The organism is Nocardia cyriacigeorgica GUH-2, from assembly GCF_000284035.1.
Taxonomy (GTDB): Bacteria; Actinomycetota; Actinomycetes; order Mycobacteriales; family Mycobacteriaceae; genus Nocardia; species Nocardia cyriacigeorgica_B.
The window spans coordinates 4,323,597-4,339,852 of record NC_016887.1; the positions used below are offsets into that span (position 1 = coordinate 4,323,597).

The following is a 16,256-nucleotide window of genomic DNA, read 5'->3' on the forward strand; positions in this document are numbered from 1 at the left end:
GGGATGATCGTTGGCGTGAGCGATACCGAAACCGTCAAGCAGCAGCAGGTGCTTCCCACTCCACCGCCGGCGGCGGCACCCTTGCAGCCCGGTTCGCCGGCCCAGCGGTTGCCGGCCGATCGCTACCTCAATCGCGAATTGAGCTGGCTGGACTTCAACGCCAGGGTGCTGGCCCTCGCCGAGGACGCCTCGCTGCCGTTGCTGGAGCGCGCCAAATTCCTGGCCATCTTCGCCTCCAACCTGGACGAGTTCTACATGGTCCGGGTCGCGGGCCTCAAACGCCGTGCCGAGACGGGGCTTTCGGTGCGTTCGGCCGACGGCCGCTCCCCCAGTGAACAGCTGGAGCTGATCGCGGCTCGAGCCCAGGAGATCGCCGACCGCCACGCGCGCGTCTTCCTCGACGACGTGCTGCCCGCGCTCACCGCCGAGGGCATCGCGATCATCGACTGGTCCGACCTCGACGAGGCCGAACGCCGCAGGCTCTCGGCGCACTTCCAGGATCAGGTGTTCCCCGTCCTCACCCCGCTCGCGGTGGACCCGGCGCACCCGTTCCCCTACATCAGCGGCCTGAGCCTCAACCTCGCGGTGACGGTGCAGGACGCGACCACCGGCGGTGAGCATTTCGCCCGCGTCAAGGTGCCCGACAATGTCGACCGGTTCGTGCGGGTGCGCCGCACCGATTCCGGTTCCGGTGCGGTGGCGGCGTTCCTGCCGATGGAGGCGCTCATCGCCGCGCACCTCGACCAACTGTTCCCCGGGATGCGGGTGGTGGAGCACCATTCGTTCCGCATCACCCGCAACGCCGATTTCGAGGTCGACGAGGACCGCGACGAAGATCTGCTGCAAGCCCTGGAACGGGAACTGGCCCGGCGCCGGTTCGGTTCGCCGGTGCGCCTCGAGGTCTCCGACGACATGACCGAGCACATGCTCGAACTGCTGCTGCGGGAATTGGAGGTCGACCCGGGCGACGTCATCCAGGTGCCGGGGCTGCTGGACCTGTCGTGCCTGTGGCAGGTGTACGGGGTGGACCGGCCCGGCCTCAAGGACGCGCCCTATGTGCCCGCCACCCCGCCCGCGTTCGGTGAGCGGGAGACCCCGCGCAACGTCTTCGCCGCGCTCCGCGAAGGCGATGTGCTGGTGCATCACCCCTACGATTCGTTCTCCACCAGCGTGCAGCGGTTCATCGAGCAGGCCGCCGCCGACCCGCAGGTGCTGGCGATCAAGCAGACCCTCTACCGCACCTCCGGTGACTCGCCGATCGTCAACGCGCTCATCGACGCCGCCGAGGCGGGCAAGCAGGTCGTCGCGCTGGTGGAGATCAAGGCCCGCTTCGACGAGCAGGCCAACATCAAATGGGCCAGGACGCTGGAGCAGGCGGGCGTGCACGTGGTCTACGGCCTCATCGGCCTCAAGACCCATTGCAAGACCTGCCTGGTGGTCCGCCGTGAAGGCGCGACCATCCGCCGCTACTGCCATATCGGCACCGGCAACTACAACCCGAAGACCGCGCGGCTCTACGAAGACGTCGGATTACTCACTGCCGCACCGGAAATCGGTGCCGACCTCACCGATCTGTTCAACTCGCTGACCGGGTATTCGCGCAAGTCCGATTACCGCAATATTCTCGTCGCGCCGACGGGTGTGCGCGCCGGAATCATCGAGCGAATCCAGCGGGAGATCGAACTGGCGCAGAGCGGGCAGCCGGGACGAATCCGGCTGAAGGCCAATGCGATCGTCGACGAACAGGTCATCGACGCGCTGTATCGCGCCTCGCAGGCCGGGGTGCCGGTGCAGGTGGTGGTGCGCGGAATCTGCGGACTGCGCCCCGGCGTGCCGGGAATGAGCGACAACATCGAGGTGCGTTCGATTCTCGGCCGGTTCCTCGAGCATTCGCGGATCATGCATTTCCAGGCCCAGGACGAGTACTGGATCGGCAGTGCCGACATGATGCACCGCAATCTGGACCGCCGGGTGGAAGTCATGGCCCAGGTGAAGGATCCGAAACTGCGTGACCGGCTCGATTCGGTATTCGATTCCGCGCTCGATCCGATGACCAGGTGCTGGGTGCTGCAACCGGACGGCAGCTGGCAGGCGTGGCCCGAGCGCACCGGTGCCGACGGCGCGCAGGTCCGCGATCACCAGGCGTATCTGATGCGATTGCGGCGGCCGGATCAGCAGTGAGCGCGACGACCGGTTTCGCCACCAATGGTGGGTTGTTCCGGGATTCCCGGATGCAGGCCAATATCCACGCCGCCGGTGCCGTCGTCTGGCGGCACGCGCCCGATGGTTCCGGCGCCGTCGAGATCGCGGTGATCCACCGGCCGAAATATGAGGATTGGTCGCTACCGAAGGGCAAACTCGATCCCGGGGAGACGCCGGTGCTGGCCGCGGTGCGTGAAGTGGCCGAGGAGACGGGATTGCAGTGCCGATTGGGCCGCTATCTCGGTCACGTCACCTATCCGGTGCCCGGCCACCGCAAACTCAAACGCGTCTATTACTGGGCCGCCGAGGTGATCGACGGCGCCTTCGCCGCCAACGCCGAGGTCGACGAGTTGGTCTGGCTGCGGCTGGATCAGGTGATGGATGAGCTGTCGTACCCGATGGATCGCCAGGTCGTGCGCGCATTCACCCGCTTGCCCGCGGCAACCAGCACGCTACTGCTGGTCCGGCACGCGAAAGCCGGGCGCCGCGAGCGCTTCACCGGTCCCGACGATCAACGACCGCTGGAACGGGCCGGCCGCAAGCAATCGGTGGCTCTGGTACCGAATTTGCTCGCTTTCGGGGCGAGTGAGATCTTTTCCGCCGATCCGCTGCGTTGTGTGCAGACGGTGCAGCCACTGGCCGAGAAATTGGGCGTGGAGATCGGAATCGAGCCGTTGCTGTCGGAATCCGGTTATGCCGCCGCGCCGGAGCAGGCGCGCGAACGGGTCCGTGAGCTGGTCTCCGATTCCGCCGTTCGGGTGCTGTGCAGCCAGGGGGCGGTGATTCCGGACCTGATGAGCTGGTGGGCCGAGCGTGACGGCGTGAGCCTGCCGCCCGCGCGCAATCGCAAGGGCAGCGTGTGGGTCCTGTCGTTCGCCGACGGCCGGCTCGTGGCCGCCGACCATCTGGATCGCTCGCTGTCGATCGATGTGGGGCCCGACGTCTCCGAATGAGCATGCCGCCATAGGCGGGCACGACGAACGGCCCCGGGGATCTCCCGGGGCCGTTTCGCGTTCGGTACCGCGGGTGGAGGTATCCACCCGGTGGACTGGCGTCCGCGCGCGACGGGCTGAGTTACGCGCCTGACGTCGGATCAGCGTGCGCGGCGGGCCGGAGCCTTCTTCGCCGCGGTCTTCTTGGCGGTGGTCTTCTTGGCCGCCGTCGTCTTCTTGGCGGCGGGGGCCTTCTTGGCGGCGGTCTTCTTCGCGACCGTCGTCTTCTTCGCGGGCGCCTTCTTGGCCGCCGTGGTGGTCTTCTTGGCGGGCGCCTTCTTCGCGGCCGTCTTGGTGGCCGTCTTGCGCGCGGTGGTCTTGGCCGGCGCCTTGGTGGCTGCCTTGCGAGCCGTGGTCTTGGCCGGGGCCTTGGTGGCCGCCTTCTTGGCCGCGGTCTTCTTGGCAGCGGTCTTCTTCGCAGCCGTTTTCTTGGCCGCGACCGGCGCATTCACACCGCGTTTCACCGCAGGCCCGGTGGCCGCCAGCTTTTGCTTTCCGGCAATGACGGCCTTGAACTGGGCACCGGGACGGAACGCGGGCACCGAAGTGGGCTTCACCTTGACGGTTTCGCCGGTGCGCGGGTTCCGCGCGACACGGGCCGCGCGCTTGCGCTGTTCGAATACTCCGAATCCGGTGATGGTGACGCTTTGACCTTTGTGCACCGCGCGCACGATGGTGTCGACCACATGCTCGACTGCCGCGGTGGCCGTGCGCCTGTCAGTACCCAACTTTTCGGTCAGAACGTCGATCAGTTCCGCCTTGTTCATTGAATCCTCCGCAGACTAATGGCCCGTCGTCGGACCGACTAGGTACCACGGTAAACCCACTTTGGGCAAGAGTCTATGTGCCACGCCAAAATTCATGTGGTTTAGCACACGTACAGCTACCGCCCCGGTCGGCGCCCAGCTAACCGCCGCAGGTGATTACGTCTGCGAAATATGCGCCGGCAGGGTTGTGGGTTTCCAACTTGGCCTTGCCTTTTCGAACTCGGCGATCTGCTCTTCGCGCCGCAGCGTCAGCCCGATGTCGTCCAAACCTTCCAGCAGACGCCACCTGGTGTAGTCATCAATATCGAACGGCAACACGATGGTTCCTGCCGTCACCGTGCGCGCCTCGAGGTCCACAACCAATTCCAGTCCGGGCTGTTCCTCGAGCAACTTCCAGAGCATTTCGACATCGTTCTGTGACATCTGAGCGGCCAGCAGACCGCCCTTGCCCGCATTGCCGCGGAAGATGTCGGCGAAACGGGACGAGATGACCACTCGAAAGCCGTAGTCCGACAGTGCCCATACCGCGTGCTCACGGGAGGATCCGGTACCGAAATCCGGACCGGCCACCAGCACACTGCCCCGATTGAAGGGTTCGGTGTTCAGAATGAAGTCCGGATCCGTTCGCCAGGCCGCGAAGAGCCCGTCTTCGAATCCGGTTCGGCTGACCCGCTTCAGATAGACCGCCGGGATGATCTGATCGGTATCGACATTGGATCGGCGCAGCGGAACCCCGATCCCCTTGTGCACGGTGAAGGCTTGCATCTGATTCTCCTGAGTCTGATTCGGCTTCGACGGGGCGACTTACTGGCGGGTCAGTCCAGATCCGCAGGCGAGGACAGCGTTCCGCGCACCGCCGTGGCGGCGGCGACCAGCGGCGACACCAGGTGGGTCCGGCCGCCCTTGCCCTGCCTGCCCTCGAAGTTGCGGTTCGAGGTGGAGGCGCAGCGCTGGCCCGGTTCGAGTTGATCGGGATTCATTCCCAGGCACATCGAACAACCGGCCTGACGCCATTCCGCGCCGGCGGCGGTGAAAATCTCGCCGAGTCCTTCTTTTTCCGCCTGCGCTCGCACCCGCATAGAACCCGGTACGACCATCATTCGGACACCGTCGGCGACCCGGCGTCCCTTCAAAACCCCGGCCACCGCGCGCAAATCCTCGATCCGGCCGTTGGTGCAGGATCCGACGAAAACGGTGTCCACCGCGACCTCACGCAGCGGCGTACCCGGCGCCAAATCCATGTATCGCAGTGCCTTCTCCGCGGACTCACGGGCCGTTTCATCGGCGATCTGGGCGGGATCGGGCACCCGCTCACCCAGCGGCGCCCCCTGACCGGGGTTGGTGCCCCAGGTGACGAACGGGGTCAGCTTGTCCGCATCGATGTGCACCTCGGCGTCGAAAACCGCGTCCTCGTCGGTCTTCAGCGCCTCCCAGGCGGCCACCGCGGCGTCCCAATCGGCTCCCTGCGGGGCGTGCGGGCGGCCTTTGAGGAATTCGTAGGTCGTCTCGTCCGGGGCGATCATGCCGGCCCGTGCGCCCGCCTCGATGGACATGTTGCAGATGGTCATCCGCGCTTCCATCGACATGTTCCGGATGGCCTCGCCGCGATATTCCAGCACATAGCCCTGCCCGCCGCCGGTGCCGATCTGCGCGATCACGGCCAGGATCAGGTCTTTACTGGTGACGCCGGGCGCCAGCGTGCCGTCGACGGTGATCGCCATCGTCTTGAACGGCCGCAGCGACAACGTCTGGGTGGCCAGCACGTGTTCGACCTCGCTGGTGCCGATTCCCATGGCCAGCGCGCCGAAAGCGCCGTGGGTGGAGGTATGGCTGTCGCCGCACACCACCGTCATTCCCGGCTGGGTCAAACCCAGCTGCGGGCCGACCACGTGCACGATGCCCTGATCGAGATCGCCCATCGGATGCAGGCGTACCCCGAATTCCGCACAATTACGCCGCAGCGTTTCCACCTGGGTGCGCGAGACGGGATCGGCGATGGGTTTATCGATATCGATGGTGGGGACGTTGTGGTCCTCGGTCGCGATGGTGAGATCGGGCCTGCGCACCGGCCGCCCGGCGGCGCGCAGGCCGTCGAACGCCTGCGGGCTGGTCACTTCGTGCACCAGGTGCAGGTCGATATAGATCAGGTCGGGTTCGCGCGCGGCGCCTTCGCCTTCACCACGGGCGACGACGTGCTGTTCCCATACCTTCTCGGCCAGCGTGCGTGCCATGTATCGATCACCTTTCGGGCTGGCATCCGGTGCGCCGATCTGGGCTGTCGGTGGCGGATGCGCGACATGAGGGGAATTCGCATTCTGCGATCCGGAACCCCCGGAATCCCGGTACCTGGAACCCGAGGCTAGGAATCTCAGCATGCGAGACGCTAATATCGTTCTATGAGACAGCATAGCGGTATCGGCGTCCTGGACAAAGCGGTGGCGGTGTTGTATGCGGTCGCCGAGCAACCGTGCGGCCTCAACGAACTGTGCGAGCGCACCGGACTGCCCCGCGCCACCGCGCACCGGCTGGCCGTCGGACTGGAGGTGCATCGCCTGCTGAGCAGGGACAACAACGGTTCCTGGCGGGCAGGCCCGGCGCTGGCCGAGCTGGCCGCGGGCGCCAGCGACCCGCTGCACGACGCCGCCTCGGCCATCCTGCCGCGGTTGCGCGAGATCACCGGCGAGAGCGTGCAGCTGTACTGCCGCGACGGTAATGCCCGCGTCTGTGTCGCCGCACTGGAACCGCCCGCGGGCCTGCGCGACACCGTCCCGATCGGCGCACGGCTGCCGCTCACCGCCGGTTCGGCCGCGAAGGTTCTGGTCGCCTGGGCGGATCCGGAATTGCAGCGCTCCATCCTCGCCGAGGCCGTCTACGGCGAACGCGCGCTGGCCGAGGTCCGCAAGCGCGGCTGGGCACAGAGTGCGGCCGAACGGGCCGCCGGGGTGGCCAGTGTGTCGGCGCCGGTGCGCGATCCGGGTGGTTCGGTGGTGGCCGCGGTCTCGGTGTCGGGGCCCATTGATCGGATGGGACGCCGGCCGGGCGCGCGCTGGGCGGCGGATCTGGTGGCGGCGGCCGACGCCCTGCACAAACGGCTCTGAGCCCTTCGTGGAGGTAGCCGGGGTACGGCTGCTCTACCCGAGGGCACCCGCCCTCACTACAGTCGACCCATGGGAGTCAACCAACGGTCGCAGATCGTCATGTCCGACAGCGAGATCACCGATTTCTTGACGCGTAGCCGCGTCGCCACGCTGGCCACCCTCGGCGCGAACGGCGCACCGCATCTGACCGCGATGTGGTACGCGCTGATCGATGCGCCCGACGGCGGCCTGCCCGAGCTGTGGTTCGAGACCAAGGCCAAGTCGCAGAAGGCGGTGAACATGCGCCGCGACCCGCGGGTGACGTGCATGGTGGAGGCGGGCCAGACCTACGACACGTTGCGCGGTGTGTCGATCGAGGGCCGCGCGGAGATCATCGATGATCCGGAGAAGCTGTTCGCGGTCGGTGTGAGCGTCTGGGAGCGCTACACCGGCCCCTACAGCGAGGAAATGCGCCCGTTCGTGGAGACCATGCTCAACAAGCGGGTGGCCGTGCGCGTGGTCGCCGACCGCATCCGCAGCTGGGATCACCGCAAGCTCGGCCTACCCGAGATGCCCCTGGGCGGCACCACCGCCCACGCCCTCGACGACTGAATCCGCGCTCCGGCGCATTCGGGCAACCCGTAATCCACCTGACAGGACCGCCCCGGCGGGCTAGCGTCGAGATGTTCGACACGTTTCGGCCGGGCGCCGCCCCGCTCGCCGGCACGGCCTCGGCCCGACCACAAGGAGCACACCATGTCGGAATCGAGTGGTTCCCATAGCAGCGCCGACGATGTGAAGCGCAAATTCCGGGAGGCACTGGAACGCAAGAACGAACACCACACCAAGTCCGCCGCCCACCTGGACGGCCACTCCAAGGCAACCGCCCCCCACGGCAACGCCAGCCACAAACGCGAGTTCCGCCGCAAGAGCGGTTAGAAGCCCCCCCGTCGGCCTGGCCCCTCAGCCAGGCCGGCCCCACCTTCTCAGCCCCACCCACAAGCAACATCCCCACCCAACGCACGCCCCACGCCCCCGGCGCGAAGCGATCCAGGCGGGCACTAGGGGCGAAGCAGCCCAAGAGAGATTCCCCGAAGGCGTCCCGAGGGCAAGGAGCCCGAGAGAGATTCCGGCAGGCTGTCCGAGGGCAAGCAGCCCGAGTAGGGGTCCGGGGGCAACACCCCGAGAGGATTCCGGAAAGGGCTCCGGGGCGAAGCCGCCCGGGCAAGGTTCCAGGAGCGAAGCAGCCCGAGAAGGACTCCAGAAAGGGCTCCGGGGCGAAGCCGCCCGGGCAAGACCCCAGTTGCCAAGCAGCCCGAGGCAGATTCCCGAAGGGGGTCCGGGGGCGAAGCCGCCCGGGCAAGCTCCAGGTGCCAGGCAGCCCGAGAAGGACTCCAGAAAGGGGTCCGGGGGCGAAGCCCTCCGGGCGGGGTTTGGGGGTTGCACCCCCAAAAAACACTGCGAAGCAGAAAAGGCTCACGCTCTTTGTGAGCATGAGCCTTCCATCTGCGTAGCCCCGACGGGATTCGAACCCGCGCTACCGCCTTGAGAGGGCGGCGTCCTAGGCCGCTAGACGACGGGGCCAGGACTTGGATCACCTCTGGCTGAGGTTTATCCGGTGATCTTTCGATCGGTCTGATCTCTCGATCAGGCTCGGCAAGCTTAACCGGCCGAGGCGTGGCGACCAAATCGCCTGGATGAGCGTCCGGCGGACCTGCTCGCCGTCGCGAGGAGGATTCTCGTCACAGCCTTGTGAGCATGAGTCGAAGCTGGAGCTTTCTCCGCTGGGGTACCAGGACTCGAACCTAGAATGGCTGAACCAGAATCAGCTGTGTTGCCAATTACACCATACCCCAATGACCAGCGCTTTCAGCCTCGTGTCTGGGTGACTCCGAGGCCGTGTTCCGGCCGAGAAGAAGAGTACCAAACGATGACCGGGTGACTACAAATCGCCTGGTCAGAGGCCGGTTTTCGGGCAGTGGGCGGCTGTTGTGCACGCAGCCGCCCACTGTCGAGGGCTACCGTCCGGATCGATGGACGCGGCGGCTCAGCCGGCCGGGGTCTGCGCCCGCGCGGCCCGCAGCCGCGTCATGGTGCGGTCGCGGCCGAGCAGTTCGAGCGATTCGTACAGCGGCGGGCTGATGTGCGATCCGGTCACCGCTACTCGCACCGGCGCGAAGGCCTTACGCGGTTTCAGGCCCATATCGTCGATCAGCGCGGTTTTCAGCGCCTCCTCGATAGCGGAGGTGGTCCATGCGCTCAGCGAGTCCAGCGCGGCAATGGCGGTGTCCAATACCGGGGCGGCGTCGGCGCCGAGATTCTTGGCGGCCGCGGCGGGGTCGATGGCGAACTGTTCGTCGGGTGCGAACAGGAATCGCAGCAGATCCCATGCGTCGGCCAGCACGACAATCCTGGTCTGCACCAGTTCGGCGGCAACGGCAAACGTCTTCTCGTCGATTTCGGCGCCGATATGCCCGTGTTCGGTGAGGTACTCGCGCAAACGGTGGGTGAAATCGCCCACTTCCAGCAAACGGATGTGCTCGGCGTTGAGCGCGTCGGCCTTCTTCTGGTCGAAACGCGCCGGATTCGAATTGACTTTCGAAATGTCGAAGGCAGCGACCATCTCCGACATCGAAAACACGTCGTGATCATCGGCGATGCTCCAGCCGAGCAGCGCCAGATAATTCAGCAAACCCTCGGGGATGAACCCGCGATCGCGGTGAGCGAACAGGTCCGATTCGGGATCACGCTTGGACAGTTTCTTGTTTCCGGGGCCCATCACGAATGGCAGATGACCGAACTCCGGGGTGAATTCGGCGACTCCGATCCGTTGCAGCGCCGCATACAGCGCGAGCTGACGCGGCGTCGAGGAGAGCAGGTCCTCACCGCGAAGCACGTGGGTGATGCGCATCATCGCGTCGTCGACCGGATTCACCAGGGTGTAGAGCGGGGCGCCGTTACCGCGGGTGAGCGCGAAGTCGGGGACGGTGCCTGCCTTGAATGTCGTTTCCCCGCGCACCAGGTCGGTCCAGGTGAGGTCGGTGTCGGGCATGCGCAGACGCACCACCGGGGCCCGGCCTTCGGCCCGGTACGCCGCGATCTGCTCCGGGGTCAGGTCGCGGTCGTAGTTGTCGTAGCCGAGTTTCGGGTCGCGGCCGGCGGCGAGATGGCGCGCCTCGACTTCTTCGGGGGTGGAGAAGGACTCGTAGGCCTCCCCCGCTTCCACCAGCCGCCGCACCACGTCCAGGTGCAGCTCGCGGCGCTCGGATTGGCGGTAGGGCCCGTAGGGTCCGCCGACTTCGGGGCCCTCGTCCCAGGTGAGCCCGAGCCAGCGCAGCGCGTCGATGATGGCGCGGTAGGACTCTTCGGAATCGCGTGCCGCGTCGGTGTCTTCGATGCGGAAGACGAAGGCACCACCGTGATGGCGGGCGTAGGCCCAGTTGAACAGCGCCGTCCGAATCAGGCCGACGTGCGGTGTCCCGGTGGGCGACGGGCAGAATCGGACCCGTACTTCAGTCATGGCTCTCTTTCGATCAGCGTTTGGCGGCAACAGGATTGGTCAGCGTGCCGATGCCGGACACGGTGACGGAGACGTTCTGCCCGGCGGTCATCGGGCCGACGCCCTCGGGGGTGCCGGTGAGGATGACGTCGCCGGGCAGCAGCGTCATCACGGTGGTGACCCATTCGATGAGCTTCGGAATATCGTGCAGCAGAAGCGAAGTGCGGCTGCGCTGGCGAACCTCACCGTCGAGTTCGGTGACGATCTCCAGATCCGAGGGGTCGAGCTGGGTTTCGATCCACGGACCGAGCGGGCAGAAGGTGTCGTAGCCCTTGGCCCGCGTCCATTGTCCGTCGTGGCGCTGCTGATCGCGGGCGGTGACGTCGTTGGCGACGGTGTAGCCGAGGATCACATCGAGTGCGCGGGCGGCGGGCACGTCCTTGCACGGGCGCCCGATGACGATGGCCAGCTCGCCCTCGTAGTCGACCTGAGAGGAGCTGGGCGGCAGGATGATCGGCGCGTTCGGCCCGACGATCGAGGTGCTCGGCTTCATGAAGATGACCGGATCGGCGGGTGCCTCGCCGCCCATTTCGGCGGCGTGCGCGGCGTAGTTCTTGCCGATGCAGATCACCTTGCTGGCCAGAATCGGCGCGAGCAGGCGCACGTCGGCCAGCGGCCAGCTGCGCCCGGTGAACGTCGGGGTGCCGAAGGGGTGTTCGGCGATCTCCTTGGCGACGCTGTCGCCACCGTCGCCCTCGATGCTGACGAAGGCGACTCCATCCGGACTGGCAACTCGACCTAGACGCATGGTCGGAGTCTATCGACCCGGCTCCACCTGCCCGAACGCGCCCGACCGGGCCGGTCCGGCGGTGGTGCGGTGGGCCACACATGGCGCGCGTGCGGTGTGAGAAGTCAGACACATTCGTAGGTTCGGCGACGGCGGTCTCGGGGTGTACGGTTACCACCGACGCTCACTTTGTGAGATTTGTGTTCCATATATTGAGATGCGAGAGGCTGGGCTACCGATGGCCGTGAACGCTGCCGCAGCGACTACACCGCAGGTCGACGCGTGGAGACGGTGGTCGATGCTCGGTCTCGGCGTCTTCGCCCAAGCCTCCAGCGCCGTCTTCGTGCACGGTGTCCCCTTCCTGCTGCCCGCGCTGACCGATCGCGGGATGCCGTTGGCGACGGCCGGGCTGCTGGTGGCCATGCCGACGGTCGGGCTGGTGTGCACGTTGATCGCGTGGGGCTATGTGGTCGACCGGATCGGTGAGCGCAAGGTGCTCGTCGCCGGACCGCTGCTGATGTTCGTCGCGGGTGCGGCGGCCGCGACCACATCGAGTTATCCGGCGCTGGGCGTGCTGCTGTTCCTCGGCGGCGTCGGTGCGGCGAGCACCAACGGGGCCAGCGGCCGGGTGATCGTCGGCTGGTTCCCGCCACACCGGCGTGGTCTGGCGATGGGGATCCGGCAGACCGCGCAGCCGTTGGGCGTGGGCGTCGGCGCCGTGGCCATCCCCTGGGTCGCCGGGGCGCACGGTGTGGCGGTGGCGATCCTGGTGCCCGCTCTGATGGCGGCGGTCGCCGCGGTGGGCTGTCTGCTCGGCATCGTGGATCCGCCCCGGCCGAAGGGCTCGGCCGCCGACCGGGCCAACCCCTATCGGGGCAGCACGACGCTGCTGCGCATCCACGCGGTCTCCGTGCTGCTGGTGTTCCCGCAGGCCACCGTGTGGACCTTCGCATTGCTGTGGCTGCATCGCGATATCGGCTGGTCGCTGCCGGTGGCCGGGATTCTGGTCACCGCCACCCAGTTGCTGGGTGCGGCGGGCCGGATCGGTGCGGGTGCCTGGTCGGATCGAGTGGGCTCCCGCTTGGGCCCGCTGCGTTCGGTCGCGATCGCCGCGGTCCTGACGATGGCCGCGCTGGCCCTGGCGGCTTGGGCGCAGTGGTGGTGGCTGGCCATCCCGCTGCTGGTGATCGCCTCGGTGGTCACCGTGTCCGACAACGGCCTGGCCTTCACCGCGGTCGCCGAGATCGCCGGGCCGTACTGGAGTGGACGCGGATTGGGCATCCAGAACACCGGACAGAATCTGGTGCTGGCCGTCGTGCCGCCGGTCTTCGGCGCGCTGATCACCTATTCGGGTTTCCCGGCCACCTATCTGGCCGCCGCCGCGCTCGCCGCCATCGCGATTCCGCTGGTGCCCAAGGACGCCGCACCGCGCTGAGCGATCCGCGCGCCACCGCATCCAGGTGCGCCGAAACTCAGCGCGATCCCTTCGCCGCCCCGAAGGCGAGTCAGAGCCACGCAGCGCTCGCGCAGTGAGGCCCGCCGAACACGGACCACCGCCCTACGAAGAAGCCCCGCGCTCGGAATGAGCGCGGAGCCTTTCTGTATCCGTCGGTGCGTCAGACCGAGGCGGCGATCCGGTCGCCGATCTCCACGGTCGAGGCCGTACCGCTGCGCGAGGCCAGATCCTTGGCAACCGCCGCTTCCACCCTCGCGGCCGCTTCGGTGTTGCCGAGGTGGTTCAGCAGCAGCGACAGCGACAGGATCGCGGCGGTCGGGTCGGCCTTGGACTGGCCGGCGATATCGGGCGCGCTGCCGTGCACGGGCTCGAACATGCTCGGGTTGGTGCCGGAGGCGTCGATATTGCCGCTGGCCGCCAGGCCGATACCACCGCTGACGGCGGCGGCCAGGTCGGTGATGATGTCGCCGAACAGGTTGTCGGTGACGATCACGTCGAAGCGGCCCGGGTCGTTGACCATGTGGATGGTGGCGGCGTCGATGTGCTGGTAGGCGACCTCGACGTCGGAGAATTCCGCGCCCACCTCGTCGACAGTGCGCTGCCACAGCGATCCGGCGAAGCTCAGCACATTCGTCTTGTGCACCAGCGTCAGGTGCTTGCGACGCTGCTGGGCGGTGGCGAAGGCGTAGCGCACGACTCGCTCGATGCCGAAGCGGGTGTTGGTGCTGACCTCGGTGGCCACCTCGTGCGGGGTGTTGACGCGGATCGCGCCGCCGGTGCCGGTGTAGGGGCCCTCGGTGCCTTCGCGCACCACCACGAAGTCGATGTCCGGGTTACCCGCGAGCGGGCTGGTGACGCCGGGGAACAGCTTCGACGGACGCAGGTTCACGTGGTGGTCGAGCGCGAACCGGGTGTGCAGCAGCAGGCCGCGCTCGAGCACACCGCTGGGCACCGACGGATCGCCGATGGCGCCGAGCAGGATCGCGTCGTGCTGCTTCAGTTCGGGCAGCACCGATTCGGGCAGGATCTCGCCGGTGCGGTGGTACCGCTTGGCACCCAGGTCGTATTCGGTCTTCTCGACCCCGGGTGCGACCACGTCGAGCACCTTGAGGGCTTCGGCGATGACCTCGGGACCGATACCGTCGCCCGGGATGACAGCGAGTTTCATGAAAGCAATGCTCCGTTTCCGATGATGGCGCCCGTGAACATCGCAACGATAGCCGGTGCCCGGAACCCGCCCGCGACCAGGGCGAACTCTCCCGGAGAGTGGGATAGCGGCACGGCGAACGACCGAGCCCCGCTCCATTCGGAACGGGGCTCGGTGGCTATTCGGATGGGCTGAACCCTAGGGCTCAGAACAGGTCGACCTGAACGACCTTGGTGGCGCCGACGGACTCGCGAATCGCGTTCTGCACGTCGGCGGAGACCTCCTTGCCGACCCGCAGCATGACGGTGGCGCCTTCCTTGTCGACGTCCTGGGTCAGCTGCGCGGCCAGGATGTCGATCTCGGCCTCGCCCAGCTTCATGCCGATCTTGCCCAGCGCGCCCGGCTTGTCCTCGTAGTTGAGCACGGCCAGGTTCAGGCCCTCGGCACGCATGTCGTAGTTGCGGCCGTTGATGTTGACGATCTTCTCCACCTGAGCCGGCTCGGTCAGCGTGCCCGCGACGTTCAGGGTGCGGCCGTCGCCGAACACCGCGCGCAGGTCGACGACGCTGCGGTGGCTCGGGCTCTCCGAGGCGGTGGTGACCTCGGTGCTGATCCCGCGCTCCTTGGCCAGCGCGGGCGCGTTGACGAAGGTGACCTGATCTTCGACGTGCGCCGAGAAGATCCCGCGCAGCGCCGACAGTTCCAGCACGCCGACCTCGCTGGCGGCCAGCTCGCCGCGCACCTGGATCTCGACGCTCACCGGCAGCTCGTCGGCCAGCGCGCCGAGCAGCACACCCTGCTTGCGCACGATGTCGAGCCACGGGGCGACCTCGTCGCCGACCACGCCGCCGGTGACGTTCACCGCGCCGGGCACGAATTCACCGGCCAGCGCCAGCAGCACCGACTTGGCGACATCGGTGCCGGCCCGGTCCTGGGCCTCGGACGTGGAGGCGCCCAGGTGCGGGGTCACCACGACCTGCGGCAGGTCGAACAGCGGGCTGTCGGTGCATGGCTCGGTCTCGAACACGTCCAGGCCGGCGGCGCGCACATGGCCGGACTTGATGGCGTCGGCGAGCGCCTGCTCGTCGATCAGGCCACCGCGCGCGGCGTTGACGATGATGACGCCCGGCTTGGTCAGCGCCAGTTTTTCCTTGCTCAGCAGGCCCTTGGTCTCCGGGGTCTTGGGCAGGTGCACCGAGATCAGGTCGGCGCGGCCGAGCAGCTCCTCCAGCGTGACCAGCTCGATGCCCAGCTGGGCGGCGCGGGCCGGGGACACGTAGGGGTCGTAGGCGATGACGTGGGTTTCGAAGGCGGCCAGGCGCGCGGCGAACAGTTGGCCGATGCGGCCGAGACCGACGACACCGACGGTCTTGCCGAAGATCTCGACACCGTTGAACTTGCTGCGCTGCCAGGTGCGCTCGCGCAGGGTGGCGTCGGCGGCGGGCACCTGACGGGCCGCGGCCAGCATCAGCGTGACGGCGTGCTCGGCGGCGGTGTGGATGTTGGAGGTCGGCGCGTTGACGACCATGACGCCGCGTTCGGTGGCGGCGGGCACGTCGACGTTGTCGAGGCCGACGCCGGCGCGCGCGACGATCTTGAGGTTCTTACCAGCTTCCAGCACTTCGGCGTCGACCGTGGTGGCCGAGCGCACCAGCAGCGCGTCGGCCTCCGGAACGGCGGCCAGCAGCGCCGGACGGTCGGGACCGTCGACCCAGCGGACCTCGACACCGTCACCGAGCGCGTCGACGGTCGACTGGGCGAGCTTGTCGGCGATCAGAACTACAGGACGGCCTGCTTGGCTCACTGTGGGTTACTCCTGGGGAAGAAATGGGGGTCGGCAGTTACCGGGGACCAGCTTAGTTGGCGCGATTTCCGCACGACCTACCGCCTGGTAGGCGCCCGTCGTCAGTCGGGCCGGCGAAGCTCCGGGCGGCCGATTCACCCCCCCCGGACACGGACCTGCCCCGGCCTCTACGAGGAAGGCCGGGGCAGGAGTCAGGTCGCGTTCGCGACCGCAGCGTGTGATCAGCCGCCGAACGAGCCCGTCCACAGGGTGTTCACCAGGCCGTGCAGGGCCGCACCCAGGGTGTCGAAAAGACCGTTCACAGCGGCGCTACCGGTGTCGATGATAACGGGGATCATGAAATTAACCTCTCGTCGAAATTCATCCAGTCGAACTGGCTGACACACGATCCATCGAGCCGCGTTCGGAATGGGTTACGGAAAATCTCCGATTAGTGACGCAGGCCACATTTCATGCGGTTCTGTGAGCCAGTGCGCGCCGATGCAGGCGCCCTATCAGGGCAAACAGGAGAAATCGCCAGGTCAC

General features: G+C 67.2%; 13 protein-coding genes and 2 tRNA genes. 6 read left to right on the forward strand and 9 right to left on the reverse strand.

What is annotated here, in order from left to right:
* The first annotated feature begins 3 nt into the window (after positions 1 to 3).
* Together NOCYR_RS19610 and NOCYR_RS19615 are read left to right on the forward strand one after the other, a co-directional pair.
* Positions 4 to 2,181 carry an RNA degradosome polyphosphate kinase gene (locus tag NOCYR_RS19610; protein ID WP_048833545.1) on the forward strand — a complete coding sequence of 726 codons (2,178 nt, stop codon included), beginning with the start codon at positions 4 to 6 and terminating at the stop codon, positions 2,179 to 2,181.
* A gap of 50 nt (positions 2,182 to 2,231) precedes the next feature.
* Positions 2,232 to 3,155: an NUDIX hydrolase gene (locus tag NOCYR_RS19615; RefSeq protein WP_048834316.1), complete on the forward strand. Its 924-nt coding sequence runs from the start codon at positions 2,232 to 2,234 to the stop codon at positions 3,153 to 3,155.
* A 140-nt stretch (positions 3,156 to 3,295) separates the two neighbouring features.
* Here NOCYR_RS19615 and NOCYR_RS19620 read toward each other — a convergent pair whose 3' ends face one another.
* The 3 genes from NOCYR_RS19620 to leuC all read right to left on the reverse strand — a co-directional run bounded on the left by NOCYR_RS19620 (position 3,296) and on the right by leuC (position 6,192).
* A complete protein-coding gene (locus NOCYR_RS19620) occupies positions 3,296 to 3,961 on the reverse strand; it encodes an HU family DNA-binding protein (RefSeq protein WP_014352144.1) in 666 nt (221 codons plus the stop codon).
* Positions 3,962 to 4,117: 156 nt separating this feature from the next.
* Positions 4,118 to 4,726: a 3-isopropylmalate dehydratase small subunit gene (gene leuD / locus NOCYR_RS19625; protein ID WP_014352145.1), complete on the reverse strand. Its 609-nt coding sequence runs from the start codon at positions 4,724 to 4,726 to the stop codon at positions 4,118 to 4,120.
* A gap of 50 nt (positions 4,727 to 4,776) precedes the next feature.
* The gene (leuC, locus tag NOCYR_RS19630; RefSeq protein WP_014352146.1) at positions 4,777 to 6,192 is read right to left on the reverse strand and encodes a 3-isopropylmalate dehydratase large subunit; all 1,416 of its coding nucleotides are present in this window, start codon (positions 6,190 to 6,192) and stop codon (positions 4,777 to 4,779) included.
* Positions 6,193 to 6,357: 165 nt separating this feature from the next.
* On the opposite strand from leuC, the gene NOCYR_RS19635 reads away from it, so the two are divergent.
* From NOCYR_RS19635 to NOCYR_RS19645, 3 genes are all read left to right on the forward strand, one after another.
* Positions 6,358 to 7,059, forward strand: coding sequence for an IclR family transcriptional regulator (locus NOCYR_RS19635; RefSeq protein ID WP_014352147.1), 702 nt, complete (start codon positions 6,358 to 6,360; stop codon positions 7,057 to 7,059).
* A 69-nt stretch (positions 7,060 to 7,128) separates the two neighbouring features.
* Positions 7,129 to 7,650 carry a pyridoxamine 5'-phosphate oxidase family protein gene (locus tag NOCYR_RS19640; RefSeq protein ID WP_014352148.1) on the forward strand — a complete coding sequence of 174 codons (522 nt, stop codon included), beginning with the start codon at positions 7,129 to 7,131 and terminating at the stop codon, positions 7,648 to 7,650.
* A 144-nt stretch (positions 7,651 to 7,794) separates the two neighbouring features.
* Positions 7,795 to 7,977 carry a DUF5302 domain-containing protein gene (locus NOCYR_RS19645; RefSeq protein WP_014352149.1) on the forward strand — a complete coding sequence of 61 codons (183 nt, stop codon included), beginning with the start codon at positions 7,795 to 7,797 and terminating at the stop codon, positions 7,975 to 7,977.
* Between the two features lie 572 nt (positions 7,978 to 8,549).
* Here the strand turns inward: NOCYR_RS19645 and NOCYR_RS19650 are convergent.
* The 4 genes from NOCYR_RS19650 to NOCYR_RS19665 form a co-directional block, all read right to left on the reverse strand.
* Positions 8,550 to 8,622 (reverse strand) — tRNA-Glu (locus NOCYR_RS19650).
* Between the two features lie 200 nt (positions 8,623 to 8,822).
* Positions 8,823 to 8,894: transfer RNA gene (locus NOCYR_RS19655), tRNA-Gln, on the reverse strand.
* 191 nt (positions 8,895 to 9,085) lie between these two features.
* Positions 9,086 to 10,558: a glutamate--tRNA ligase gene (gltX, locus tag NOCYR_RS19660; protein WP_014352150.1), complete on the reverse strand. Its 1,473-nt coding sequence runs from the start codon at positions 10,556 to 10,558 to the stop codon at positions 9,086 to 9,088.
* A gap of 13 nt (positions 10,559 to 10,571) precedes the next feature.
* Positions 10,572 to 11,345 (reverse strand): fumarylacetoacetate hydrolase family protein, encoded by a 774-nt coding sequence (locus NOCYR_RS19665; protein ID WP_014352151.1) that lies wholly within the window; start codon positions 11,343 to 11,345, stop codon positions 10,572 to 10,574.
* 217 nt (positions 11,346 to 11,562) lie between these two features.
* On the opposite strand from NOCYR_RS19665, the gene NOCYR_RS19670 reads away from it, so the two are divergent.
* A complete protein-coding gene (locus NOCYR_RS19670) occupies positions 11,563 to 12,759 on the forward strand; it encodes an MFS transporter (protein ID WP_148280692.1) in 1,197 nt (398 codons plus the stop codon).
* A 181-nt stretch (positions 12,760 to 12,940) separates the two neighbouring features.
* Here the strand turns inward: NOCYR_RS19670 and NOCYR_RS19675 are convergent, their stop codons facing one another.
* Both NOCYR_RS19675 and serA read right to left on the reverse strand, forming a co-directional pair.
* Positions 12,941 to 13,948 (reverse strand): 3-isopropylmalate dehydrogenase, encoded by a 1,008-nt coding sequence (locus tag NOCYR_RS19675; RefSeq protein WP_014352153.1) that lies wholly within the window; start codon positions 13,946 to 13,948, stop codon positions 12,941 to 12,943.
* Positions 13,949 to 14,132: 184 nt separating this feature from the next.
* Entirely contained in the window at positions 14,133 to 15,731 is a 1,599-nt protein-coding gene (gene serA / locus NOCYR_RS19680; protein WP_014352154.1) for a phosphoglycerate dehydrogenase, read from the reverse strand.
* Between the last annotated feature and the right edge of the window lie 525 nt (positions 15,732 to 16,256).

Coding starts and splice junctions, on each gene's coding strand:
- NOCYR_RS19645 (WP_014352149.1), top strand. CDS start 7,795: ATGTCGGAATCGAGTGGTTCCCATAGCAGCGCCGACGATGTGAAGCGC.
- NOCYR_RS19665 (WP_014352151.1), bottom strand. CDS start 11,345: ATGCGTCTAGGTCGAGTTGCCAGTCCGGATGGAGTCGCCTTCGTCAGC.
- leuC (WP_014352146.1), bottom strand. CDS start 6,192: ATGGCACGCACGCTGGCCGAGAAGGTATGGGAACAGCACGTCGTCGCC.
- leuD (WP_014352145.1), bottom strand. CDS start 4,726: ATGCAAGCCTTCACCGTGCACAAGGGGATCGGGGTTCCGCTGCGCCGA.
- gltX (WP_014352150.1), bottom strand. CDS start 10,558: ATGACTGAAGTACGGGTCCGATTCTGCCCGTCGCCCACCGGGACACCG.
- NOCYR_RS19610 (WP_048833545.1), top strand. CDS start 4: ATGATCGTTGGCGTGAGCGATACCGAAACCGTCAAGCAGCAGCAGGTG.
- NOCYR_RS19670 (WP_148280692.1), top strand. CDS start 11,563: ATGGCCGTGAACGCTGCCGCAGCGACTACACCGCAGGTCGACGCGTGG.
- NOCYR_RS19615 (WP_048834316.1), top strand. CDS start 2,232: ATGCAGGCCAATATCCACGCCGCCGGTGCCGTCGTCTGGCGGCACGCG.
- NOCYR_RS19620 (WP_014352144.1), bottom strand. CDS start 3,961: ATGAACAAGGCGGAACTGATCGACGTTCTGACCGAAAAGTTGGGTACT.
- NOCYR_RS19675 (WP_014352153.1), bottom strand. CDS start 13,948: ATGAAACTCGCTGTCATCCCGGGCGACGGTATCGGTCCCGAGGTCATC.
- NOCYR_RS19640 (WP_014352148.1), top strand. CDS start 7,129: ATGGGAGTCAACCAACGGTCGCAGATCGTCATGTCCGACAGCGAGATC.
- NOCYR_RS19635 (WP_014352147.1), top strand. CDS start 6,358: ATGAGACAGCATAGCGGTATCGGCGTCCTGGACAAAGCGGTGGCGGTG.